General features: G+C 69.1%; 21 protein-coding genes. 7 read left to right on the plus strand and 14 right to left on the minus strand.

Translation table 11 applies throughout. The features are described 5' to 3' along the window. Positions 1–2: 2 nt before the first annotated feature. Complete coding sequence (locus OH768_RS47020) at positions 3–695, plus strand: TetR/AcrR family transcriptional regulator (RefSeq protein WP_406463123.1); 693 nt, start codon at positions 3–5, stop codon at positions 693–695. 7 nt (positions 696–702) lie between these two features. Here OH768_RS47020 and OH768_RS47025 read toward each other — a convergent pair whose 3' ends face one another. Both OH768_RS47025 and OH768_RS47030 read right to left on the minus strand, forming a co-directional pair. Then, a complete protein-coding gene (locus OH768_RS47025; RefSeq protein WP_406463124.1) occupies positions 703–1839 on the minus strand; it encodes an FAD-dependent oxidoreductase in 1137 nt (378 codons plus the stop codon). A 33-nt stretch (positions 1840–1872) separates the two neighbouring features. Continuing rightward, on the minus strand, positions 1873–2547 hold the full coding sequence (locus OH768_RS47030; protein ID WP_406463126.1) for a TetR/AcrR family transcriptional regulator: 675 nt from the start codon (positions 2545–2547) through the stop codon (positions 1873–1875). Positions 2548–2687: 140 nt separating this feature from the next. Here OH768_RS47030 and OH768_RS47035 point away from each other — a divergent pair, with 140 nt between their 5' ends. Then, on the plus strand, positions 2688–3722 hold the full coding sequence (locus OH768_RS47035; RefSeq protein ID WP_406463127.1) for a LacI family DNA-binding transcriptional regulator: 1035 nt from the start codon (positions 2688–2690) through the stop codon (positions 3720–3722). A gap of 196 nt (positions 3723–3918) precedes the next feature. Further along, positions 3919–5355: an aldehyde dehydrogenase family protein gene (locus OH768_RS47040; protein ID WP_406463128.1), complete on the plus strand. Its 1437-nt coding sequence runs from the start codon at positions 3919–3921 to the stop codon at positions 5353–5355. Between the two features lie 21 nt (positions 5356–5376). Here the strand turns inward: OH768_RS47040 and trxA are convergent, their stop codons facing one another. Then, on the minus strand, positions 5377–5766 hold the full coding sequence (gene trxA / locus OH768_RS47045) for a thioredoxin (protein ID WP_406463130.1): 390 nt from the start codon (positions 5764–5766) through the stop codon (positions 5377–5379). Between the two features lie 121 nt (positions 5767–5887). Here trxA and OH768_RS47050 point away from each other — a divergent pair, with 121 nt between their 5' ends. Further along, complete coding sequence (locus tag OH768_RS47050; protein WP_406463132.1) at positions 5888–7318, plus strand: dihydrolipoyl dehydrogenase family protein; 1431 nt, start codon at positions 5888–5890, stop codon at positions 7316–7318. A 14-nt stretch (positions 7319–7332) separates the two neighbouring features. On the opposite strand, the gene OH768_RS47055 is transcribed toward OH768_RS47050, so the two are convergent. After that, a complete protein-coding gene (locus OH768_RS47055) occupies positions 7333–7977 on the minus strand; it encodes a peptide deformylase (RefSeq protein ID WP_406463133.1) in 645 nt (214 codons plus the stop codon). 159 nt (positions 7978–8136) lie between these two features. On the opposite strand from OH768_RS47055, the gene OH768_RS47060 reads away from it, so the two are divergent. Beyond that, complete coding sequence (locus OH768_RS47060; RefSeq protein WP_406463134.1) at positions 8137–9528, plus strand: PepSY-associated TM helix domain-containing protein; 1392 nt, start codon at positions 8137–8139, stop codon at positions 9526–9528. Positions 9529–9592: 64 nt separating this feature from the next. On the opposite strand, the gene OH768_RS47065 is transcribed toward OH768_RS47060, so the two are convergent. From OH768_RS47065 to OH768_RS47075, 3 genes are read right to left on the minus strand one after another with little or no spacing between them, the layout of a single operon-like run. Then, positions 9593–9940 carry a tetratricopeptide repeat protein gene (locus tag OH768_RS47065; protein ID WP_019068407.1) on the minus strand — a complete coding sequence of 116 codons (348 nt, stop codon included), beginning with the start codon at positions 9938–9940 and terminating at the stop codon, positions 9593–9595. 48 nt (positions 9941–9988) lie between these two features. Continuing rightward, positions 9989–10435, minus strand: coding sequence for a MarR family transcriptional regulator (locus tag OH768_RS47070; RefSeq protein ID WP_406463135.1), 447 nt, complete (start codon positions 10433–10435; stop codon positions 9989–9991). After that, positions 10432–10914: a MarR family winged helix-turn-helix transcriptional regulator gene (locus OH768_RS47075; RefSeq protein ID WP_406463137.1), complete on the minus strand. Its 483-nt coding sequence runs from the start codon at positions 10912–10914 to the stop codon at positions 10432–10434. Before OH768_RS47075 ends, OH768_RS47070 begins: the two co-directional genes overlap by 4 nt. 138 nt (positions 10915–11052) lie before the next feature. Between OH768_RS47075 and OH768_RS47080 the strand changes: the two genes are divergently transcribed. Further along, positions 11053–12018 (plus strand): pirin family protein, encoded by a 966-nt coding sequence (locus tag OH768_RS47080; RefSeq protein ID WP_406463138.1) that lies wholly within the window; start codon positions 11053–11055, stop codon positions 12016–12018. 1069 nt (positions 12019–13087) lie between these two features. On the opposite strand, the gene OH768_RS47085 is transcribed toward OH768_RS47080, so the two are convergent. From OH768_RS47085 to OH768_RS47115, 7 genes are all read right to left on the minus strand, one after another. Beyond that, positions 13088–13708 carry a hypothetical protein gene (locus OH768_RS47085; protein ID WP_406463139.1) on the minus strand — a complete coding sequence of 207 codons (621 nt, stop codon included), beginning with the start codon at positions 13706–13708 and terminating at the stop codon, positions 13088–13090. 464 nt (positions 13709–14172) lie between these two features. Further along, positions 14173–15198, minus strand: coding sequence for a hypothetical protein (locus OH768_RS47090; RefSeq protein ID WP_406463140.1), 1026 nt, complete (start codon positions 15196–15198; stop codon positions 14173–14175). 159 nt (positions 15199–15357) lie between these two features. Beyond that, positions 15358–16350: an ImmA/IrrE family metallo-endopeptidase gene (locus OH768_RS47095; protein WP_406463142.1), complete on the minus strand. Its 993-nt coding sequence runs from the start codon at positions 16348–16350 to the stop codon at positions 15358–15360. 44 nt (positions 16351–16394) lie between these two features. Continuing rightward, positions 16395–17405, minus strand: a complete 1011-nt coding sequence (locus OH768_RS47100) for a hypothetical protein (protein ID WP_406463143.1) — start codon at positions 17403–17405, stop codon at positions 16395–16397. Between the two features lie 30 nt (positions 17406–17435). Then, complete coding sequence (locus OH768_RS47105; RefSeq protein ID WP_406463145.1) at positions 17436–18416, minus strand: hypothetical protein; 981 nt, start codon at positions 18414–18416, stop codon at positions 17436–17438. 875 nt (positions 18417–19291) lie between these two features. Then, positions 19292–20998 (minus strand): ISAzo13 family transposase, encoded by a 1707-nt coding sequence (locus OH768_RS47110; protein WP_406454146.1) that lies wholly within the window; start codon positions 20996–20998, stop codon positions 19292–19294. A 999-nt stretch (positions 20999–21997) separates the two neighbouring features. Beyond that, positions 21998–22405 carry a hypothetical protein gene (locus tag OH768_RS47115; protein WP_406463146.1) on the minus strand — a complete coding sequence of 136 codons (408 nt, stop codon included), beginning with the start codon at positions 22403–22405 and terminating at the stop codon, positions 21998–22000. 355 nt (positions 22406–22760) lie between these two features. On the opposite strand from OH768_RS47115, the gene OH768_RS47120 reads away from it, so the two are divergent. Then, the gene (locus OH768_RS47120) at positions 22761–23918 is read left to right on the plus strand and encodes a hypothetical protein (RefSeq protein WP_406463148.1); all 1158 of its coding nucleotides are present in this window, start codon (positions 22761–22763) and stop codon (positions 23916–23918) included. Positions 23919–24317 lie beyond the last annotated feature (399 nt).

Below are 24317 nucleotides of genomic sequence, written 5' to 3' on the forward strand. Positions count from 1 at the left end.
TGGTGCTTTACGCTGTCTTCATGTCCAGCGCCCTGCCGCCCTTCCCGAAGCCCGAGGAGTCCATGGAGGAGTCCATGGGCGAACCCCAGTTGCTGGAGGTCCGCTCCTTCGGCGACGAGCCGTGCCTGCGTGCCGACGCGGCCCGCAACCGGGCCAAGCTGCTGGAGGCCGCCGCCCGCCTGATCGCGGAGCACGGGGTGGCCGGCGTCACCATGGAGGCGGTGGCCACCGCGGCCCAGGTCGGCAAAGGGACCGTGTTCCGCCGCTTCGGCGACCGTACCGGTCTGCTGATGGCCCTGCTGGACCACTCGGCGAAGACACTCCAGGCCGATTTCATGGGCGGACCGCCGCCGCTGGGCCCCGGGGTGCCCCCGGTCGAGCGGCTGCGGGCGTTCGGTGTGGCGGTTCTGTACCGCTCGGCGGAGCAGCTGGACCTGCAACTGGCCGCACAGCCGGACCCGGCCCGCCGGTTCTCCCACACCGCGCTCCTGGCGCTGCGCACCCACGTCACGATGCTGCTCCGGCAGATCCTGCCCGACGCCGACTGCGAACTGCTCTCCCAGCCGCTCATGGCGTATCTCGACCCCGCCCTGATCAACCATCTGACCAGGCAGTGCGGGATGCCCATGGAGCGTCTTGAGGCCGGCTGGATCGACCTCGTCGCCCGCCTGACCGCTACGCCCCCGCCCTGCTGAGTCCGCCTCAGGCGTGGCCGGCGAACATGTCGAGGATGCCCTGCGGGGCGTCGGCCCGGAACATCAGCTCGCCGTTCGCCGCCGAGTCCGCCGCCGACTCCTCGCTGCGCGGGAACAGCTTCTCCTCGTAGGCGGCGAGCGCGGCCTCGGTGTCGCCCGGGTGCGCGGCCAGCGCGAGGCCGAGTTCGGCCCCGTCGAGCATCGCCAGGTTGGCGCCGACGCCCGCGAACGGCGACATCAGATGGGCCGCGTCACCCAGCAGCGTGACGCCGGGCATCCGGTCCCAGCGGTGCCCGATCGGCAGCGCGTGGATCCGCCGCGGGGTCAGCGGCCCGTCCGCGTCGCCGAGCAGCGCCCGCAGGCTCTTGTCCCAGTCGGTGAAGTGCCCGAGCATGTACGCCTTCGCCGCCTCGGTGTCCGTGAAGTCGACGCCGTCGAACTCGTCCTCGGGGACGGCGAGCGCCACATAGATGTGCAGGCTCCCGTCGGTCTCGCGGTGGCCCAGGAAGCCCTTGCCCGCGCCGAGCGCCATCAGCATGCCGCCGCCGACGACCTCGGCGCTCAACGGATGCCGTAGGTCGGCGTCCGGCAGGTCCACTTCGACGAACGAGATGCCGGTGTACGCGGGCCGCGCGTCCGAGAGCAGGGATCGCACCCTGGACCAGGCGCCGTCCGCGCCGATCAGCAGATCGGTGGTGAAGGAGGTGCCGTTCGCGAACGTCACCTCGTGCCGGCCGTCGTCCAGCGGGCGGGCGCCGGTGACCTTCGCGCCCCAGCGGACGGTGCCCTCGGGCAGGGAGTTCAGCAGCAGGTCGCGCAGTTGGCCGCGGTCGATCTCGGGGCGCCCGCTGGTGCCGTCGTCGGGATCGTCCAGCAGGACCGTGGCGGCCTTGTCGAGGACGCGGGTGGCCTCGCCGCCCGGGTGGACCAGCGCGCGGAACTCCTCGTACAGGCCTGCCGCGCGCAGCGCCGGCTGACCCGAGTCGTCGTGGATGTCGAGCATGCCGCCCTGGGTGCGCGCGGCGGGGGAGGCGTCCAGGTCGAAGACGGCGGCCTCGATGCCGTTGACGTGCAGGACCCGGGCGACCGTGAGCCCGCCGAGTCCGCCGCCGACGACGGCGACGGGGTGGTGGGGGGTGGTCATGATGAGCCTCCTTGAAGTGGCCGTGAAACAAGGTCAGTTGGGGACGGCGGTCCGCTCGATCCCGTTGATCAGGGCCTGGAACCGCCAGGACAGGCGGGCCTCGTGCGCCCCGGACAGGAGTTCGCCGGAGCGGGCCGCGATGTGCGGGTGGGTCCGGTCGGAGACGTTGCGCAGGGCGTCGGTCAGGGCGTCCCAGTCGTCCTGGGTGGTGTCCTCGGCCGAGTGCTCGGCGGCCGTCGCGGTGGCCTGCTGGAGCAGCAGGTCCACACCCCACGCGGCCTGCGCGGGCGGGACGCCGCCCTCGTCGAGCAGGGCGAGCAGGGTCTCGATCAGGTTCAGGTAGTGCGGGCCGCTGGGCCAGGCCGTCAGTGCCGAACGGGCGAGGCTCGGGTGCTGGAAGAGCATCGCGGTGTACGCGGTGAGGACCTGCGCCAGGCGCTCGCGCCAGGAGCCCTCGGCCGGGACGGGCCCGATCGTGCCGAGCAGTTCGTCCAGGACCGCCGCATGCAGCTCCGCGGTGTTGCGGACGTACACATACAACGAGGCCGGACCGGTGTCGAGCTCTTGGGCCAGGCGCCGCATGGTGACCTTCTGCAGACCTTCGGCGCGCAGTACGGCCACGGCGGCGGCGACGATGGCCGCCCTGCTCAGGGCGGGTTTCGCCGGGCGTTCACGGCGGCTGCGCGGGGTGTCGGGGCGAGCTGTCATGCCTTCACGGTAACGAACATGTTCGCTCCGAACAAGTTCGTGACGAACATGTTCGTAAAATCCCGGACCATGTTGCTGTTGTGACGACCGTTCCCCCGCCGCGCTGCCCGCCCCCGGCTTCTGCCAAGATGCCGTACGTCATGGTGCAGATACCGAAAACGCCCGCAGCCCCGTCGCCCGCACCGCGCTCCGTTCCCACGAGCGCCGATGTGGCCCGCCTGGCCGGCGTCTCACGCGCGACCGTCTCCTACGTCCTCAACAACACCAGCGCCGTCCGGATCAGCGAGCCCACCCGCCGCCGCGTCCACGAGGCCGCCAAGGAACTGGGGTACGTCCCGCACGCGGCGGCCCGCAGCCTGCGCGCCGGACACACCCGGATGGTGCTGATGCCGGCGCCGCCCATGCAAGTGGGGCTCCTCTACAGCCAGTTCATCAACGAACTCCAGTGGGCGCTCAGCCGCCTCGACTACACGGTCGTGCAGCACGGTTCCGTCGGCCTGCGCGGCGACGACGCCGCCCGCGCCTGGGCCGAACTCCGCCCGGTCGCCGTCCTGGTGCCCGGCGCCGGACTCGGCCCGCAGGGCGTCGCGGTCCTCAAGCGCTCCGGGGCGCGGGCCGTCCTCACGCTCGGCCCCGAACCGATCGAGGGCGCACACGTCCTGCTCCTGGACCACGAGGGCGTCGGCCACTGCGCCGGCACGCACCTCTACGGCCGCGGCCGGCGCCGGATCGGCGTGGTCGTGCCCGAGGAGCCGGGCATGGGGATCTTCTCCCGGCCCCGCATCGAAGGAGTGCGCCGCGCCCTGTTCGGCACGGACGCCACGGTGACCGAACTCCCGCTCGCCTACAGCGAGGAGAGCGCCGCCAAGACCGCCGCCCAGTGGCGCGCTCTCGGCCTCGACGCGGTGTTCGCGTACAACGACGAGTACGCGATGCTGCTGATGCGCGCCCTCCAGGACGAAGGCATCCGCATCCCCGAGGACACCGCCGTGGTCGGCGCCGACGACCTCATGATCGGCCGGCTGCTGCGACCGCGCCTGAGCACCGTCCACATCCAGCTTCCGTCCGGCCGCGATCTCGCCGAACTGGTCGACAACGCGGTGCGTGACCCCGGCACGGTGCCGGCCGTGCACGAACTGCTCGGCGCCTCGGTGGTGCACCGCGACTCCAGCTGAACCGGATCCGCCGAGCGCGGGCCGGGGCGAACCCGCCGTACGCGACTAGAATGTTGCGGGCTCAACCAGACGGGGGTGCGTTCGATCCCGGATGCGGTCCAGACGTCTGCGCCGGATCACCGCATCCCGTCACGCGAACGCCCCGGGACTCCCACTACCCGCGCGGGTCCCGCCGTTGACGGATCGGAGAGCCGCCATGCCCCTGCTCGACCCCAAGATCTGGCAGTCCCGCCCCCTGTCGGGCCCCGAGTATGCGGTCACCGAGCCCGCCACCGGCGACCCGCTCGCCACCGTCACGCTCGCGGCGGCCGAGGACATACGCCCCGCCGCACAGGCGGCCGGAGCCGCGCAGACCGAGTGGGCGCGCGTCCCGCACTTCGTCCGGGCCGGCGTGCTGCGCAGGGCCGGCGACCTGTTCGCCGCGCACGCCGAGGAGTTGCGCGAGTGGCTCGTCCGGGAGTCCGGGTCGATCCCCGGCAAGGCGGACTTCGAACTGCACGTCGCCGCCCAGGAGTGCTACGAGGCCGCCGCGCTCGCCTCCCGCCCCGCCGGCCAGGTCCTCCCGTCGGAGGCGCCCCGGCTGTCGTACACCCGGCGCGTCCCGGTCGGCGTCGTCGGCGTGATCGCGCCGTTCAACGCCCCGCTGATCCTCTCCATCCGCTCGGTCGCCCCGGCGCTCGCGCTCGGCAACGCGGTCGTCCTCAAGCCGGACCCGCGCACGGCGGTCTGCGGGGGACTGGCACTCGCGGCGGTCCTCGCGGAGGCGGGTCTGCCCGACGAACTCCTCCAAGTCCTGCCCGGCGGCGCCGAGGTGGGGGCCGCACTGGTCGCCGACCCGCAGGTGCCCGTCATCTCCTTCACGGGCTCAACTGCCGCAGGGCGCGCGGTCGGTGAGGCGGCGGGGCGTCATCTCAAGCGCGCGCACCTGGAGTTGGGCGGGAACTCGGCCCTGATCGTGCTGGCGGACGCCGACCTGGACGCGGTGATCTCCACGGCGGCCTGGGGTTCGTTCTTTCACCAGGGCCAGATCTGCATGACGACGGGCCGTCATCTCGTCCACGAGTCGCTCTACGAGGAGTACGTCGAACGCCTCGCCGCCAGGGCCGACCTGCTCACCGTGGGCGACCCGCACCGCGCACAGGTCCACCTCGGACCGATCATCGACGGCGCCCAACTGGCCAAGGTGCACGGCCTCGTCGAGGCCAGCACGGCAAGCGGCGCCAGGCTCGCGGCGGGCGGCACGCACGAGGATCTCTTCTACCGGCCGACCGTCCTCGCGGGCGTCGACGACGACACCCCCGCCTACGCGGAGGAGGTCTTCGGCCCGGTGGCGCCGGTACGGTCCTTCGCCACCGCCGAGGAGGCGGCGGCACTGGCCGCGACCGGACCCTACGGTCTCTCGCTCGGCATCGTCACACGCGACGCGGCCCGCGGCCTGGACCTGGCGGAACGCATCCCCACCGGGATCGTCCACATCAACGACCAGACCGTCAACGACGAGGCCGTGGCACCCTTCGGCGGGGTCGCCGCGTCCGGCACCGGCGCCCGCTTCGGCGGCGAGGCCAATATCGAGGCCTTCACCGACGTGCGCTGGACGACGGTGCGCGGAGACGTGGCGTCGTACCCGTTCTAGGGAGTGGTCGAACGGCGGTGCTTACTGACTGTTCTGCTCGGCCTGCGCCTGCTGTTCGGCGACCGACTTGCGGACCTCGTCCATGTCGAGCTTGCGGGCCTGGCCGATGACGTCTGTCAGGGCGGCCTCCGGCAGCGCGCCGGGCTGGGCGAACACGGCGACGCGGTCACGGACGATCATCAGCGTGGGGATCGACTGGATGCCGAAGGCCGCGGCCAGCTCGGGCTGGGCCTCGGTGTCGATCTTGCCGAAGACGAGGTCCGGGTTCTCGTCGGCCGCCTTCTCGTAGACCGGGGCGAACTGACGGCACGGCCCGCACCAGGACGCCCAGAAGTCGATCAGGACGAAGTCGTTGTCCGTGACCGTCTGGTCGAAGTTCTCCTTGGTGAGCTCCACGGTGCTGCTGCTCATGACGTGATTCCCTCTTCCTCGATGTGGGGCGAAGCCGTCCCGGACAACACGGTCGTCCGGGCCCGTATTCCGCGCCCCTACCCGTGTGGCCTCCGCGCACACCACCCAGCAGACTGACCCCATGACGGAAACGGAATCCATCGTGTACGACGTCGTGGTGGTCGGGGCCGGGCCCGTGGGGGAGAACGTCGCCGACCGCACCCGTGCGGCCGGTCTCTCCACCGCGATCGTGGAGAGCGAACTCATCGGCGGCGAGTGCTCGTACTGGGCCTGCATGCCCAGCAAGGCCCTGCTGCGCCCGGTGATAGCCCGCGCCGACGCCCGCCGCGTGCCCGGCCTCGGCCATCTCGTCCAGGGCCCCCTCGACACCGCCGCGGTACTCGCCCACCGCGACTACGAGGCCTCGGGCTGGAAGGACGACGGCCAGGTGCGCTGGCTCGACGGCATCGGCGCAGACCTCTACCGCGGCCACGGCCGCCTCGACGGCACCCGCCGGGTGACGGTCACCGGCCCCGACGGCGTGCGGCACGTCCTCACCGCCCGGCACGCCGTCGCGGTCTGCACCGGCACCCGCGCCCTCCTCCCCGACCTGCCCGCACTCGCCGACGTCCGGCCCTGGACCAGCCGCGAGGCCACCAGCGCCAAGGCCGCGCCCGGCCGGCTGATCGTGGTCGGCGGCGGGGTCGTCGCCGTCGAGATGGCCACCGCCTGGCAGGCCCTCGGCTCCCGGGTCACCCTCCTCGTCCGCGGCAAGGGCCTGCTGCCCCGCATGGAGCCCTTCGCAGGCGAACTGGTCGCCGACGCGCTCACCGAGGCCGGCGTCGACCTGCGCACGGGCACCTCCGTCACCTCGGTGACCAGGGAGAACGGCACCGTCGTCGCCGTCACCGACGGCGGCGACCGCATCGAGGCCGACGAGATCCTCTTCGCCACCGGACGCGCCCCGCAGACCGACGACATCGGCCTCGACACGATCGGCCTGGAACCGGGCTCCTGGCTGCCGGTGGACGACTCCCTGCGCGTCCAGGACAGCGACTGGCTGTACGCCGTCGGCGACGTCAACCACCGCGCCCTCCTCACCCATCAGGGCAAGTACCAGGCACGCATCGCGGGCGCCGCGATCGCCGCCCGCGCCTCCGGAGTACCGCTCCTGGAGACCGACCCCTGGGGCGCCCACGCGGCCACCGCCGACCACGACGCCGTACCCCAGGTCGTCTTCACCGACCCGGAGGCGGCGGCCGTAGGCCTCTCCCTCGCCGAGGCGGAAGCGGCCGGCCACCGCGTCCGCGCGGTCGACGTCGAGTTCTCCTCGGTCGCAGGCGCCGGCCTCTACGCCGACGGCTACCGGGGCCGCGCCCGCATGATCGTCGACCTCGACGACGAGACCCTGCGCGGCGTCACCTTCGTGGGCCCCGGCGTCGGCGAGCTGATCCACTCCGCGACCATCGCGGTAGCCGGCCAGGTCCCGATCAACCGCCTGTGGCACGCGGTCCCGTCCTACCCGACGATCAGCGAGGTGTGGTTGCGGTTGCTGGAGGCCTACCGGGGCTGAACACCCCTGATGTCCTACGGCAGTTGAAAGCCGAGCGCAGCCGACGCCTCGACCGGTGTCGGCTGCGCCCAGCGCTCCGCCATCGCCTCGTTGGACGACAGCGAGCGGAGCTCGGCCCGGTCCAGGTAGAGCATGCCGTCGAGGTGGTCCGTCTCGTGCTGCACGATCCGCGCGGGCCACCCGGTGAACACCTCGTCCACCGCCCGCCCGTACTCGTCCTGCCCGGTCAGCCGCACCTCGGCGTGCCGGGCCACCACGGCCTGCCAGCCCGGGACGCTCAGGCACCCCTCGAAGAACGCGACCCGGCCGTCGCCGACCGGCTCGTACGCCGGATTGACCAGCACCCGGAACGGCTGCGGCACCCGCCCGCGCACCAACCGCACCTCGTCCGGCACCGGCGCCGGATCCTCGATCACCGCGATCCGCAGCTCCACGCCGACCTGCGGGGCCGCGACGCCCACACCCGGCGCCGCGTGCATGGTCACGCGCAGCGCCTCGACGAACCGGGCCAGCAGCGCCGGCTCCAACTGGCCGTCGAACGGGTCGGTTCCGCGCCTGAGCACCGGGTCACCGGCCGAGACGATGGGCAACGGACCGCCGGCGGCGAGGAGTTCCTCCACCCGCTCGGCCAGGGGCGCGCGATCACTGGGAAGTGCCATCGCGCCAGGATGCCATGGCCTCCACCGCGGCCCGAACGTGACGCACGCCACTCCAACCCGCGGGAACTCGGCGCCTTCACCCGCCGACTACTGGACCACTACGGCTACGACACACCCCCGCCCGCCTCCTCGTCCCCTGCCTCCCGGAGAAGCCCGCCCATGTCCACCGCTCCCTCGACCGCCCCGGCCGAGGTCCCGCAGGAGCCCGCCCCGGCGCCGTCCCCCAGCCGCTGGGCCCCGCTCCGACCACTGATCCTGCGTCTGCACTTCTACGCCGGAGTGCTCGTCGCCCCGTTCCTGCTCGTCGCCGCGACCACCGGCTTCCTGTACGCCGGTGCCTTCCAGGCCGAACGGATCGTGTACGCCCATGAGTTGACCGTTCCCGTCGGCGACCGCGAGCTGCCGATATCGGAGCAGGTGGCCGCCGCCCGCAAGGCACACCCCGAGGGCACGGTCTCGGCGGTCCGGCCCTCCCCGGAGGCCGGCGCCACCACCCGCGTCATGCTCTCCGGCGTCGAGGGCGTCCGCTCCGACCACACCCTCGCGGTGTTCGTCGACCCGTACACCGGGAAGGTGCGCGGCGCGCTGGAACAGTACGGCTCGACCGGCGCGCTCCCGCTGCGCACCTGGGTCGACGACCTGCACCGCAATCTGAACCTCGGCGAAACCGGCCGCCTGTACAGCGAGTTCGCGGCCAGCTGGCTGTGGGTCATCTCGGCCGGCGGCCTGGTGCTGTGGTTCTCCCGTCGCCGTGCCCTGCGCAAGCTGCGCGGCACCAGCGGACGGCGCCGCACCCTCGGACTGCACGGCACGGTGGGTGTCTGGGCCGCCGCCGGTTTCATCTTCCTGTCGGCGACCGGACTGACCTGGTCGACGTACGCGGGCGCCAACATCGACGAACTCCGCACCTCCCTGGGCCAGTCCACGCCCTCGGTGTCCGCCGCGGCGAGCGGTGAGCATGCGGGCCACGGCGGCTCCACCGCGCCCGGCGACGCGGAACACGGGGTGGGCCTGGACAAGATCCTCGCCGCCGCGCGGGCCGAGGGGCTGGGCAATCCCGTCGAGATCGTCCCGCCGGCCGACGCGAACTCGACGTACGTCGTCAAACAGGTCCAGCGCAGCTGGCCCGAGAAACAGGACGCGGTCGCCGTCGACCCCACCACGGGCAAGGTGACCGACGAACTCCGCTTCGCCGACTACCCGTTGCTCGCCAAGCTGACCCGCTGGGGCATCGACCTGCACACCGGCGTCCTCTTCGGGCTTGTCAACCAGATAGCCCTGATGCTGCTCGCCCTCTCCCTGATCCTGCTGATCGTGTGGGGCTACCGCATGTGGTGGCAGCGCGGCCGGGGCTCCTCCTTCGGCCGTCCGATCCCGCGCGGTGCCTGGGCCCAGTTGTCCCCGCTGGTCCTCGTCCCGTGCCTGGCGGTGATCGTCGTACTCGGCTATTTCGTCCCGCTGCTGGGCATCCCGCTGGCCGCGTTCATCGCGGTCGACGTGGTGCTGGGCGAGGTGGCCCACCGCAAGGGCCGCCGGACCTACGCGAAGTAGCGGCACGCGCGAAGGGGCCCGGTTCCGTCACGGAACCGGGCCCCTTCGCGCGTGTTGCCGCGTCTCAGACCTGTTCGAAGTCGCCCGCGAGCGCCGAGGCGATCCGCAGATGCGAACCCGCCTCCTCGTGCCGGCCCTGCCGCTCCAGCGTGCGGCCCAGCATCAGCCGCGCGTAGTGCTCGACCGGGTCACGCTCCACGAGGACCCGCAACTCGGTCTCGGCGCGCCGGAGTTGGGCCGAGTGGTAGTAGGCGCGCGCCAGCAGCAGGCGCGGTCCGGTCTGCTCCGGCACCTCCTCGACCAGTCCGCCCAGCACCCGGGCCGCGGCGGCGTAGTCCTTGGCGTCGAAGAACATCTGCGCGCGCTCCCAGCGCTCCGCCGGTGTTCCGTGGTCGTAGTACGTCATGTCCACTTGACCTCCTTCGACGCCCTCAACGGACCCAGTTGGTTGAATATTCCACTACCGTGCTACGGCGGCCAGCTCGGCGTTGGCCCGTTCGGTGATCAGGGTCAGCACCCGGCCGGTGGTGGCGAGGTCCTCCTCGGGGATGTCGCCCCAGATCCTGGCGCTCGCCGCGCTCGTCTCCTTCGTGATCCGCTCGAACAGCTCCCGGCCCGTGTCCGTGATCCGCACGTCGGACGCGTCCGTCCCGAGCAGCCCGGCAGTGATCAGTTCGTCGATGGTGCCCTGCACGGAGTCCTCGTCGACCTTCAGGCCCGCCGCGGTGTCCGCGGCGAGTTGCCCACGGTCGACGGGCCCGGCCGCGAGGGCGACCGGCCGCAGGGTGATCTGCTGCTGGAAGCCGATGCCGTGGCGGGTGAGGACGCTCTCCAGGACGGCGCGGGCGGCGTAGTGGGCCAGGCCGAGTATGCGGGCGTTGGCGGGGGTCGTGGTGGCGGTGGTCATGACTGCTCCTTCTCGTGCTCACTCGCGGGGTTGAGGGGGGTGTCGAGCAGAATCGCCAGGTCCCGGCTGAACTCCCGGGTCCGTTCGCTGCCGAGGCCGCCGAGCGGCTCCAGCAGTTGCTGCAGGAGACCGTGGACGACCTTGATCGCCTGCCGGGTCACATCGCGGCCCTCGTCGGTGAGGGCCAGTTGGACCGCGCGCGGATCGCGGGGGTCCCGGGTGCGCTCGACGAGGCCCGCCGACTCCAGGGCGCGGGCCAGCTTCGACACATAGAGGGCTTCGAGTCCGGTCTGGTCGGCGAGATGCCGCTGGCTGGGGCGCAGCCCGGAGCGCTGCATGCCGTACAGCGACGCCACCAGGGAGTACTGCGCATGGGTCAGTCCCAGGGGTGCCACCGCGCGGTCGACCGCCACACGCCACTTCATCGACAGTCGCCAGACCAGGAAACCGGGCGTCGCGCCCTCGGATACCGTACTCATGACCAATACGGTACATGGCTACTATGTCCATGGCTACTATTTTTGGAACGGAGCGCCAATGGCGGAGGAGAGGCCCCGGGGGACGGACCGGCGGTTGACGGACTGACGGAACCGCCTCGACGGGACTAGGTTGTCGCCATGAGCAATCTTGATCGCGAAGCGGTTCCGGCCCTGTGCGGCGGCCGCGGTTTCGTGGTGGCGGAGCCCGTCCGTGAACTCCTCAGCCCTCGCAAGGTCCAGCTCGGCGAGTCCACCGAAGTCCGCCGGCTGCTGCCCAACCTGGGCCGCCGCATGGTCGGCGCCTGGTGCTTCGTCGATCACTACGGCCCCGACGACATCGCCGACGAGCCCGGCATGCAGGTGCCGCCACATCCCCACATGGGGCTGCAGACCGTCAGCTGGCTGCACGAGGGCGAGGTGCTGCACCGTGACTCGACCGGCAGCGTCGCCACGATCCGCCCGCGCGAACTCGGCCTCATGACCTCAGGCCGCGCGATCAGCCATGCCGAGCAGAGCCCGAAGACGCACGCCCGCCTTCTGCACGGCGCACAGCTGTGGGTCGCCCTCCCCGACAGCGACCGTCATGTCGAGCCGCACTTCGAGCACCACGCCGAGCTGCCGGTCGTCACGGCGCCGGGCCTGCGCGCCACGATCGTCCTCGGTGACGTCGACGGCGCGGCCTCGCCCGGCACGACGTACACCCCGATCGTCGGCGCGGACCTGGCGCTCGCGGCCGGCGCGGACGTACGCCTGCCGCTGGAACCGGACTTCGAGTACGCCGTCCTGGCCATGTCCGGCGAGGCCCACGTCGACGGCGTCCCGGTCCTCCCGGGCTCGATGCTCTACCTCGGCTGCGGCCGCACCGAACTCCCGCTGCGCGCCGCGTCGGACGCGGGCCTGATGCTGCTGGGGGGCGAGCCGTTCGAGGAGGAACTGATCATGTTCTGGAATTGGATCGGACGGTCCCAGGAGGAGATCGTACAGGCGCGTCTGGACTGGATGGAAGGGCGGCGATTCGGCGAGGTGAAGGGGTATGAGGGTGATCCGTTGCCCGCGCCGGAGTTGCCGCCCGTGGGGTTGAAACCGCGCGGGCGAGTGCGCTGACCTGCGGAAACCTTTGAGTGCGGGTGGTGTTGTCGGCTGAGAGACGTCTGGGTGGCGCTGCTCGTGCGGAACGGCTTGCCGGAAGGCGGTCGGGCGGGTCAGTGCCTTGCCGGGGGATGGCCGACGGTTCCAGTGTGTGGCTCGCTGTGGTCGGTTGTGGCAGAGCTCTTGCTGACTTTTGCTGACTTTTCTGATGGGTCGTCAGAGGTGTGGTGAAGGTCCTTGCGAACTCGGCTGATTGTGTGAGGTGCCGGGGGAGTGAGGTCGTGGACGAGGCGATGCTGGCGTGACTCGTGGTTGGTCGTGCACTGTTGTGCATTGGCGGTCCTCGTACGGCTGCCTTGTGCAGGGTCTACAAAGCTAGGTTCACTGCTGCTCGTTACGCTCTTTCGACCCGAGGGAACTGCGCTCAGCCGGACGAGCATCAGCGGTTTCTTGGCACGCTGGTCGCACACCGCAAGCGGCGCCCTCGCCAGCGTGAATGCAGTGTTCGAAGAGGAGCCAGGGAAGTTTGGTCCCTGTATGACCCAGATCTTGGTCGCAGCTGAGTAACGGACGTATGCACTCCGCCCGTTCGGGGTGTGGATGTCCGACCTGGCCTGGCACGTCGTGTGATGGTGTCGCTCCGAGCGGATCGTGCTCGTCTGACTGCGTCTCGGACGGAGCTCGGCGTACAGCCCGGCTCGTCCTGCCGCACACCTCCTGCCCGGGCCGGAGGGGGATGCCCTCTTCCCGATGCATCCGGGGTCGTATCGGGCGAGTTGGCCGTTCCACGGGTCCAACTTGCCCCTCGGGCCTCGATGGTTAGCCTCGTTGAGTCAATGGGTCTTGCACAGCAAGGCCGCCACCAGGCGTTTCCTGTCAGAGCGCCATATTCCCTCGGCGTGCTCCTACCAAGCACAGGGTGCTGAGGAGGCGATGGAGATCGCCCCTGGCTTGGGCTCCCCCGTCGTCGTCAAACCGGCGGCGGAGCGGGAAGTACAGGAGTCCTGCGTGCCGACAGCGACGACAATGTACGTGGACCTTTTCATCGGGCCCTGGTGGACAGCATCCCTGGCTTGACCGGGCTTTATCGAAACCACCACGGTGTCAGGGTATGCAGGTGTGCCCGGACGGCATCGATATAGGCGGTTTCGAGGGGCTGCAGCGCACTGAGGTCGATCACGGCCGGCGGGATGTTCACAGCGGTGTCGGTCTCGATGGCCGGCGCTTCCCAGGCGGCATGCATGGCTAGCCCCGCTGTCCTGCGCAGCTCCTGTATGAGCTCCGCATAGGCGGCACCCACGGTTTCTGACTCGATTTTCGTCCAGGCAAGGTGATATGAGAGGTTGGACTGGATGTCCCGCAGGGCTTCCGACAGCCGCACCCTCTCCTCGGCGGGGACATCAGAGCGTCGACGCCGGATGGCGTACGGCATTTCCTTGTAGGCGCTGTGGGCCGCGAATGCTTCGGAGAACGCGGTCCGTAGCCGGTCAAGTTCTTCTTCACGGCTTTTGCGTCGCGCGAGCCAGATGTTGATAGTCGCCGTGATCATCGCGGCGAGGAACGCTCCGGACAGTACGGCCGACAGGACGACGCCGGATTCGAGCGAGGAGGTGTTGGAGCCCGTCGCAGGAGGAGCCGAGGGAACGACGGTGGTCGCCGACGTGGTGGGAACCGGTGACGGCACTGCCATCTGCGCGGACGTCATGCGGCCCTCCAAGTCGTCATGCGGCACTACGTTCTACGTGCCGTGTGGAGCCTCCTCCCCAGGCCACTCGCCAGTACGGCGCCACCATTCTTCGCGCAACAGGTGGGCCACGACATGCCCCAGCAAGGCAGCAGGTCCGTTGCTGCGGATCCACCGCTGTCCGGGAGGATCGTACGGAAACCACATACACAGCGCGCCATCGGAGTACCGGTGAGGAGACTCGGACGGCCCGTCGGTGTACACATACGGCACCTCGGGCGCCCCGGGGCTGAAGACGATCGAGACCGTCTGTTCCGTGACATCCGGTACGCGCAGCCGGACTACCAGGGCGAAGCCGCCGCGGTGCCGATGCGGCGGACGGGTAACGCGGACCTGCTGGCCACAGGCGGCGAGCCGGTGTTGGAAGGCGATACGGGCCGCCGGCCTGGCGAACCAGGCCGGCCTGCGCCACGCGGGGCGGCGTGTCACGCGTGATGTCCGGTTTCGCCGTAGGCACGAGTGGGCCGCACGGCGGCCGCCGCACCGCCGAGCCCGAGGGCCACCGTCGTGACGGGGGAAGGCTGGCGCAGCGCGGAGATCTTGCCCGCCAGACTGTCGGACGCCGGGGCATCGACGTACCGGTAGAAGACCCGCGCCAGCGCCGACAGCACCGCTTCGCGGTCGTTGTCGTTCGCCAGCGCCTCGGCCACGCCGTCCGCCGCGATACGCAGTCGCCGGGCCGCGACGTCGCGTCCCACCAGCAGCTTCACGTTCGGCGAGACCCCCGCCGGGTCCCGCGTAGCTCCACCGGTCTCCACCCGGAGTGCGGCCTTGGACAGCACGGTGCTCAGGGCCTTCGCCATGCCCATCCCGGGCTCGACGAACTCCCACGCCCAGACCGTGAGGTTGTGGGAGGAGAAGCCCGGCTGACCGTACTGCTTGTTCCACGCCTTCAGCAGACGCACCACGCGCCGTCGCGTACGCCGAAGCGACTCCTCCCCACCGGTGAAGAGCACCACGTGGTGCTCGGGGTCGGACGCCTCCCAGCTGTTGGTCTCCAGGTTCGGGATCCACAGCCCGGCACCCTCCTTCCGGGTGAGGGCGACGACCAGGTCCACGGTCGGGTCCTGGTCATCGACGGGCTGCCCGAAGGTGATCTTCGGGCCGCGCTTGGAGGTGCCGCAGCGGGCCTTCGGATAGACCTTGCGCACCGCGGGGCCGAGCAGAGCGCACAGGTCATCGGTGATGTCGGCGGGCGTCTCGCCGCCTCCGTCGGGGCCGAGCTGCGGGTACACGCGGCGGTCGAGTACGACTCCGCCGTCGCCGTCTCCGACGGGGTGGATGAAGGTGTGCTGGGGCAGCGAACCGCTGCGGTAGGTCCGCTGTGCGCCCCTGAAGCCGATGGCGCTGGAGCGGACCAGGTCCAGGCGCGTCCGGGCCTCCGCCAGGGGCTGCGGGTGGGCGTCGATCTGGCTGCGGACGTCGTTGAGGATGTCTTCGGTGTGTCCCACGGTGGGGTTCCCTTCGAGTGAGAGGCGCCGAGCGCCACGCGTCGCCTGGGACTTCCCCGGGCGGAGCCGCCACTTGGCGGCTCACCCTCCTCTGACGTCACACCGCTGAGATCGTCCGGACCGCACGGGGATCTTCGTTTCGGGGAGTATCCGAACAGCTCAGGAGCAGTCGAGGCAGGTCATACTCGCGCCCTCGAACCGGGACGGAGCCAGGACCATGGAGCAGCGCTCGCACGTACGGTCACTCCGGGTCCTGGCGGTCGTGCACCCGCAGTGCTCCTGTCCGCACCGCGGCTCGCCGCACTCCCCACACGCCGACTTAGTGACCTTGAACGCGTCCCCGCACGTCTCGCACTCCCACCAGGAACCGAACCGGGAGTTCTGCGTGTTCGGGCGCGACGGGGTGAAGGCCCGCCATGCCACGCTGTCCTCGGCGAGCACCGCGATCAAGTAGTCCTCGTCGCACCATGCCGCCTGCCCATACAGCAGATCGCTGTGCCCGCCGGACCGGTAGACGATGAACGTCTTGTCGCGCTGGATTGTGGCTCGGGTGCGTAGGGCCGCGGAGACGAGCGGCGTCCGGGACTGGTCGGAACCTCGGGCCGGCGGGATCATGCCCCGAGGCGCAGCGAAGAGGACCTCACCCGTGATGTCGAGCAGTACGACGGCGCCACCATCCGTCAGATACTGCGCCGCTCGCACGCAGCACGCCTCACGTGATGCCTGGGACGTACCAAACATGGTGACGACGTCGTCTGCGGACGGACCTCTGCGGCGTACTTCCTCAGAAATCCGGTCATCGGGTACGAGGATGCGTGCTGCGAACGCGTCGCACGCCGCTTCCTCGAAGGCCTCCGAGTCCTCCCAGTCGAAAAGCCGTTGGCCCAGCGCTGGGTCGGTCTGCTGGAGATGGTGGCCGAGTTCGTGCAGCCCCGTGAATCCCCGGCGACGAAGTGAGCGTGCTGCCCCGACCACGAGGGTCGGGGGATCGGAGTCCGGCTGATAACTGCCGGCGACTGAACAGCGGCCGCCGTCGCCCACCTCGGACTGCATCGACACCCGGATATCCGTCCAGCGGTGCAGCTCGGCCAGCGGATCCGCGCGCAGTGCCTCCAGCGCACCGGGGTGGAGGCGCTCGACGGTTGAGATCATTGCCTCCGCTTGACGGGGCGACTCCTCGATAAACCGGTGACGTGTCATCTGTCCTCCGCTCCGTCTTCGCCCTGGAGAAACTGCCTCAGGCGGGCGTCCCAGGCGGCAGGCTCGCCGCCCGTCTGACGAGCAGCCAGCGCGAAGGCGCCGTAGCCACCCGTGAGCCGGGCCTGCGTTTCGCTGACCCCCAGGCGCTGGGCCCGGCGTACCCAGACAGAACGCCACCGTGGGTGCTCTGCGACGAGCACAAGATCAGCAGGCAAGGGGCGAACCGTTTGGGCGATCTCCGCCGAGGGCAGCCCTGTGGCCGACGCGACCGTGTCGATCTGGTCTGGTGACAGCGGCGTCTTGCCTCGCAGTAGTTTCATGACCTGCGGCTGCGGCAGATGCAAGGCCGCGCACAGCGTCCCCAGGTCCAGCCGGTCACCAAGCAGCGACGCCAGGGTTCCAGGCGGTTGCCCGTCCTCCTCAACAGGCAGGCCAAGTGCATGCTGGAGAAACTCCAGATCATCGGCGAGGGCGGCGCGCACCTCCGCGGCCGGCTCCAAGGCGGAACGGATCGGCAGCCCCTCGCGTACTCCCGTCGGAACCGGCCTCGACTGGCCTCGGGCCCTCATTACGGTGAACTCCACGAGGTCCTCACCCCAAGCGTCGACCACGCGTTCCAGCACCCGCATCGGGATGCAAGAGGCCAGGCTCGCCCACACCGTGGCGTCGACGCCGAATGCAGTCCGCGAACCGGCCACCACCACGCTGATCTCGTCCTCACCCGGCGGATCGATCGTGACCGGCACCACGCCTACTTCATGGGACTCGACGTTCAGGACCAGCACGAGCATGCTGGTGTCCTCCCAGCGAGCCCGCCACAGCTGACCGACCCCAAGCTCAACCTGAGCCGGATCACCGAACCGCTCTCTCAGCCCTGCCTCCGACAGGGCTTGCGGCCCACCAGTCCGCTGGGCCAGATCCAGGAAACGCTGCGGTACCCCCTGGTCACTCATGGTGTCCTCCTGCATCCATCGACTGAGCAGGTCTCCACCCTTGACTGACGTCATAGCGCTCACGGTGTCCGGCCCTGGTCCTGCTCATCGTGTCTCCGCTACTCCGCTGCAAAACCGGATCACCTCCGCCCCCACGGAAAGTACATCGTCGCCGTCCCCGACGAGCTGACGCAGCTTCTCCCGCAGACGTGCTGCACGGTGATACGCCTGGGAGCGACCGCAGCCCAGAAGCGTCTGAATCTCTCCGGGAGCGTCCAGATACGGCACCATGCGCTGTTCCTCGGGGCTAAGCATGCTCACGACCTCTTCCGCCCTTGACGCGGTCTCGGCGTCGTCAATGCGTGCAAAGACGATCTTTTCCGGAGAAGACTGAGCATTTTCCGTGATCTCTGACCCGGCGTCGGCCGGGAGTGAGACCACAACGGGATCCAGCACCGCGGGAAAGCGAGCGGTGAACACCTCGACCAGCTGGGCGACCTCCATCGAGCCAGAGGCGGCGGTCAGAACCGCAATGATTACAGCTTCTATCGATGCCCTGTCGGCGACTGGGGCACGGCGCGTTTCGCTGCTCCACCTGGGAATCTTGACGTTCGGTACGGCGTACGCGGCCTCGACCAGCGGTGTGACGGGGCCCGACCACGGTTGTGCCGCGGTGCCGGCCAATCTCCACCTGCCAGCGCCCGCAGTGCCCAGAGGTACTGCCTCCAAGGCATCGCTGTCGGTCAGCACCTTCTCCAGCGCACGGCCCACCGATACGACCGCAGTCTTACGAGAGCAGTCGATCAACCAGTACCGGATGGACGTGCGCAGCAGCTTGCCGACAGAGTCGTCATCCCTGGCCAGAGCGAGCAGTTTAGCCGTGACGGGCTCGATTCGGTCTGCCAGGAAATCACCTAGCAGATTCTCCAGGTCGGCCTCCTGCCACCCACTCGGCGGAGACAGAACCGGCAGCCGCCGCGCTTCCTCCCGGATCAACTTGTAGATCAAAGACAGACAGACGGGACCGATGTGCCCAAGCTCGTGCAGCTCATCGAACGTGGAAATGGCCGGTACCTCCCTTGACAAGCAAACCGTATGCCGGGGAAGTAGGTGTGAGTGCGGGTTTGATGCATTTTCACTCTGTGCCATCAGGCTCTGAGGCGTTCACGCGGACACCCTGGAAGAAGGCTGAGAGCGGCGGAATGTCTGCCGACTTTCACACGACAGTTAAGCGGGAGCACCTGGCCTCCGCAGCATGCCCACGCTGTTCGTCGCCGCATGGCACGGCGCTGCCCCGCGTCACCCGAACCTGGAGGCGACCGGCCTTCCAGCTGTCGACCCGGCCGGCAGTGCTCAACTGAAACCGTGCATGACAAGTATGGGTCGTCGCTGACTTTTGGTGCCCATTACAAATGGCGGTCGGAACTGGGTCGCCTGCGGCACGGGCGTCGCGTGGAGTTGCATTCTCTAGCCGAATGCTCTCGGTGCGGAGTTGGCGGAGTGGCGGCCCGCTGACTGTTTGTCGTCAACGGGCCGCCGGCGCCTCAACGGCGGCTGGGTGCGGACTCAGAGGGGTCTACGGGTGTCGGCGCTCCCAGTATCGAGGTGGGGCGGTACTGCGGTGTGGGACTTTTTGATATGGACTGCCTTGCTGCCCCTTTCGCCTCGGTCGCCGTTGTTTCGCCTGACGCTGTAGCCGCATACACCAAACACGGTATGCATGCAAGCGCGATCAAGGATATAGCGACTCTATTTCGCGTGTTCAAGTTCTGGTCTCGCTTCTTTCCGCTTCCGATTGAAATGATCAACGATTTCTAGTCGAACTGATGCGTTTATGCAAGTCGCTTGACGAGTGCCCTGGATTCCCGTAGTGGGGTGAGTGCTGTTGATGCGCGTAGAACTCGTCTCAAGCGAGGCCGTGCGTCTCAAATTCGAGATAGAGGCTTAGGGCTCGCAGAGAATCAACATGCGGGTTTGATCTTCTTCGGGGGGTGTGTTCCGTACCGGTCGAGGTGGACGGCCACATCAGTAGGGGTGCGGAATCTGGCAGTTGAGGGGTGGACCGCGTGATCGTGCTCGGCCAGTAGCGGGCGCGCTTCCTGGACGGCCCGTGTGAGAGTGCTTCCGGTGACGCCAAAGAGCCGGGCGAGCAGGTCGTGGGTGCCGATCTTGCGGAGGCAGAGCACGGTGGCGAGGATCCGGTCTGCGTCGGAGAGCTTGTCCTTGGCACCCGCGCCTCGCCGCCGTCGGCGCTCGCCGCCCCGGCGCTCGTGGCGGATTTGCTCGCGTTGTTGTGCGAGCGCCGGGATCAACGCACTGACCAGAGCGTCGAGTTGGGCAGTGGTCATGCCGGTCAGCTCCGGGTCGCGGAGAGCTTGGGTGTCAACGCCGGCCGGGTGGGCGGTTGTGGCGGTGGCGGCTTCGGATTCCGTCTCATGGTGTGGGGCCGGGCGAGGACCAGCAGGGCGGAGCGTGTAGTTCCAGTCGCCGTGGAAGCGGTGCCGGCTCATTGCCAGTGCATCGATCTCGGCGTCGGTGACCTTCACACCGGTGTCGTAGGTGCCGGTGTCGAGTTCAGCTTCCACTTTCAGACCGGTGCGGGTCGTGGTCGCCGCGATGCTGTCCACGATGACTTCATGGCTGGTCAGCGGTCTGCCGCGCCAGTTCATGGAGATGTGGGAGAACAGCCGGTGCTCGATCTTGTTCCACTTCGAGGTCCCGGGCGGTAGGTGACAAACAGTGATCTTCAGACCAGTTCCGGAGGCGAGAGCGGCCAGTTCACTCTTCCAGGCCCGGGTGCGGTAGCCATTGGAGCCGCCCGCGTCCGCGGTGATCAGAAGACGGGTGGCGTGCGGGTAGTCGTGACGGCCGCGGGCCTGCCACCAGCGGCGGATCGAGGCGACAGCGAATTCGGCGGTGTCGTGGTCGGTGCCGACACTGACCCAGCCGGTGTTCGCCGCAAGGTCGTAGATGCCGTATGGGATCGCCTTGCCCGGTCCCTGCCGGTCCAGGAAGTCATGCGTTTTGACCAGCACTGGTTCGCCCGCCGGCCGCCACTCACGCCCGGCATTCTTGTAGTCGCCGACCAACTCCTTCTTCTTGGTGTCCACGCTGATCACCGGGTCCCCGGCACCGATGTGTTCCTTGGCCCGGTCGTTGATATAGCGGAACTGGGCATCACGGTCCGGGTGCTGTGCGCCCTCGATGGTCTTCGCGTTGGCCTGCAGGCTGAAGCCCTCCTCCCGGAGCAGGTCCCCGACCGTGTCCGCGCTCACCTTGTGCCCCTGGCGGGTGAGTTCGGCGGCGAGCTTCCTCGTCGACTTGGTTGTCCAGCGCAGCGGCGATATCGGATCCCCGCGTACGTCCGGCTCGACCAGTGCGAGCAGGGCCGGCCGCAGCCCCGGGTCTACCTCGGCGGCCTTCTTGCGCCCGCCGCCAGGACGGCGAACCCGCCCCAGCGGTCCCTCGCCCGCCTCCAACTCGTCCACGCCCTTGCGAACCGTGGTCTCGCTGACCTGAGCCGCCTGCGCGACCACCCGGATACCGCCGTGTCCCAGGGCCCGGGCCTCGGCTCCCATCAGCAGCCGACGCTGCCGCTCGTCCAGATGCGGGAACAACACCCCAAACTTGACGGCCAGTTGGTCACGAGTCGCGTCAGGGATGCCCATACCAGGTGAACGAGCCCGGATGCGGGAAGCAACACCTTGATTCTCTGCGAGCCCTTACGACCTCGTGCTCGGTTGACCGCGGGACGTCGAGGTGCGCGACGTTGTCTGGGTCCACGTTCGAACGGTGCCGCAGGGCGGGGGCGGTGTGTTGGTGTGAAAGCAGACCGGCGACGGCCTCGACGATGTTGTTCGGGGCGGGATCACCACACGTCCCGCGGTCTGCGCTCCCATGCTCTGGTAGCTGGTATCAGTGAGGATCTCCAGGAACGGACCGTCGTCCAGGAGCTGAGCCCGTCCCAGCTGTCACGCCTGGGTTGTGTCGGTGCAACTGCCCTGCTGTATCGCACTGCAGAACAGCACTGCCGTTCGGCATCGGTGAGGGCCATGAACTTCACGGCGTTCTGCTTGGTCGGATTCGGAAACGAACTTGTTCCGGTCCTTGCGCCCTACGGTCGCGAGCCGCACACGGATCTCCGTGTTGTCGATGGCCCCGGTCCGACGACCCGCGCCCAGGTACTCGACGACGCCGGCAGGAGCGCGAGCATGCAGCCGGAGGTGGGGGGGCGACCATGCGCCCCCGTTGAGCGAGCAGGGCCGCACGCCTTTTGATGGCGCGCGTGATGGCGGAGCCGTTCACACCAAACCAGCAGGCCAGCACACCGTGAGCGGTGTCATGGTGCACACTGATCCAATCGCAGGCAGCCGGTCGGCGTACACGAACCTGTGCTTCGCCCCGGCACCTACAACCCGTCGCCGCGGCCGGGCCGCCAGGCGTGCCTGATGTTGTTCGTGCAACAACGGCCTCACCTCAGCGACGAGTTCCGCACTCACCTCGGCGACGTCCCTGTGGTGCGATACGACCCCACGATCAACTCACGTGCCCAGTCCAACCATGTCGAGTGCAATGCGCTACCTGGGCACCGAACCACTATCAACCGTGCACGAGGCCGCTGGGCCAGTTCGGGATGGTCCTGGCCGCACACAGACGTTGCTGTCACCCTATGTGCAGATCTCCGCCCACGTTGCCCGGCGGGTGACCGGTCGGTGAGAACCGGCGCCGCTGATTGTGTTGCGCATGAAGTCTGAGCCAGAGCAGGTCTCGGCGATGAGCTTGTCCAAGGCGGTCTCTGTGGAGGGGCTGTCGTGCAGCAGCCGGCGCAGCCGCGTCCGCCAGACGGCCTCTATGTCAGCGACGGCGGCCATGTCGCCACTGTCCCGCGCCGCGACTACCTCGCGGCGCTCCAACTCCAACTCGTGCTCGATGCGGAGCGCATCCTCCTGAGCCCGGTCGCCTTGCCGCAGAAGCGCGACGACGCGTGGCCTGACGGCGTTCCACGCATCGGTGGCCATCAAGCCGACCACCGTTGAGGCTCCCCGCGGCACGACCGGCGTCAATTCGCTCTCCATGTCCCCTCCTTGGAGGCCACACCGGGCTCCTGACCCTTCCGAGACGTAAGTGCTTCCTCTGCACAGAACATCTGGTGGGCCGAGAAGGTGAGTGGTGGGGGTGAGCGTACTGTGCCTCCGTCGTTTGCCGCTGCTGTCTTCTCTGTCTCCTTCACGGAGGACCTCGCTTTTCGGCCAGGTGTCCTCGATTGCAAGGTTTCTCCAAGGCCGGTGCAAGCCTTTCGTTTTGTCCCCCGGGGAGTCTCGCCCCCAGGTCGCTTCGCGCGACATCGACGCTTGATCGGTTACGGGGAGAAAGATGACTGGGTCTGGAAGAGACCTTGAGCAGTGGGCAACGCTGCCCGGGTGCAGGAAGGTGCTGGTGATCGTCCACTCCGAGGTCTACGGAAAGCGGCTGGAGGATGTCCTCCCGCTGATGGAGGCGGATTTGCGGTTGCAGGTGGTGTTCACAGTGGCGCCGCATCCGTTCAATGACGGCGCGGAGCGGTTGGTGCGTCGGCTGGGCGGGTCGGTCCTGCCGTGGGCGCAGGTGGTCCGCGAACGGTTCGATCTGGCACTGGCAGCCGGGGCACGGGGCATAGACCAGGTACGGGCACCTGTGGTGCTGCTCTCGCACGGGGCGAGGCGCATGAGACTCGAAAGGGCGGTCGAGGGCGTCCTGCCGCCGATGCGCAAGGTCACCGGGCTCAGTCCTCGGTACCTGACGCGGGAGAATGAAGTAGTGCCGGTCTCGATTGCCCTGGCTCACGATGAGGAGCGCGACGAACTAGCGCGATCGTGCCCGCAGGCTGTGCCTCGGGCCGAGGTGGTCGGCGACCCCTGTCACGACCGGATCGCCGTCAGCTTGTCGTCCCGGGACCGCTACCGTGCCGCGTTGGGCCTGGAGGAGCGGGAGAAACTGGTCCTGGTGACCTCCGCGTGGGGCAGACACTCCGCATTCAGCCGACTGGACGGTCTGCTGCCCCGCCTGATGACAGAACTGCCGCGGCCGGAGTATCGGGTGGCCGTCCTCGTCCACCCGAACGTCTGGGCCTGGCACGGGAAGTGGCAGGTTCGGGCCTGGATGGCGGGTCAGGAGCGGTCGGGAATCACGTTGTTGTCGCCCGATCAGGAGTGGCGTCCGGCGCTCATCGCGGCGGACTGGATAATCGGCGACTACAGCAGTGTGACGCTCTACGGCACGATGACGGGAGCGCCGGTGCTGTTGTCGCGCTACCCCCAGGAGAATGCCAATCTCGCGTCACCAGGTGCGGCGATGGCACTGACGGTGCCTTCCTTGTCGGCGCACTATCCGCTGACCGAGCAGCTGGCGTACGCGGCCGAGGAGTACAGGCCGGAGGAATACGCGGCGCTCGCGGCACGCATCTGCTCCGGGCCGGGAGAGTTCAACCGCCGTTTCCGGCGGGTGATCTACCGGATTCTCGGCCTCGGCCAGCCTGCGTGCAGGCCGGAGATCCTGCCGTTCCCGCTTCCGCCGTCGTTGTCCGCGCTCGCTGTGGCGGTTCCTGGATGACTACTGCCGGAGCGATCGCGGTGACCGTGGAATGGCAGCTCGATGACGGTACTGGCTGGTCCACGGGGCAGTGCGGCTGTCAGCCGGCGACACTGCTCTGTGGACGGTACGCGGCCCTGGTGCACGAGGCGGACGTACTCCGGCCGGTCCGCTGTCCTCGGTCCCTTCGCCACCTGGACGAACACGTTCGGCTGTACGTTGGGGGCGGCGCCGACCGGGCATGGCACACGTGTGCCGACGTGGTGTGCGGCGAGGGCCTGATGGAGCCGGAGGCGGCAGCCCGGTTGGTCCCGCGGTTGGTGCGGGAGACGGGTTGCCTGGTGGCCGGAGTGCGGTTGGCGAGCGGCGGGTGCCTGGTGCTGGCCCGTGACGGGCGGTGTGTGATGGCAGCCGGGGCGG

It is taken from the genome of Streptomyces sp. NBC_01622 (assembly GCF_045209635.1).
In the GTDB taxonomy this organism is placed as follows: domain Bacteria; phylum Actinomycetota; class Actinomycetes; order Streptomycetales; family Streptomycetaceae; genus Streptomyces.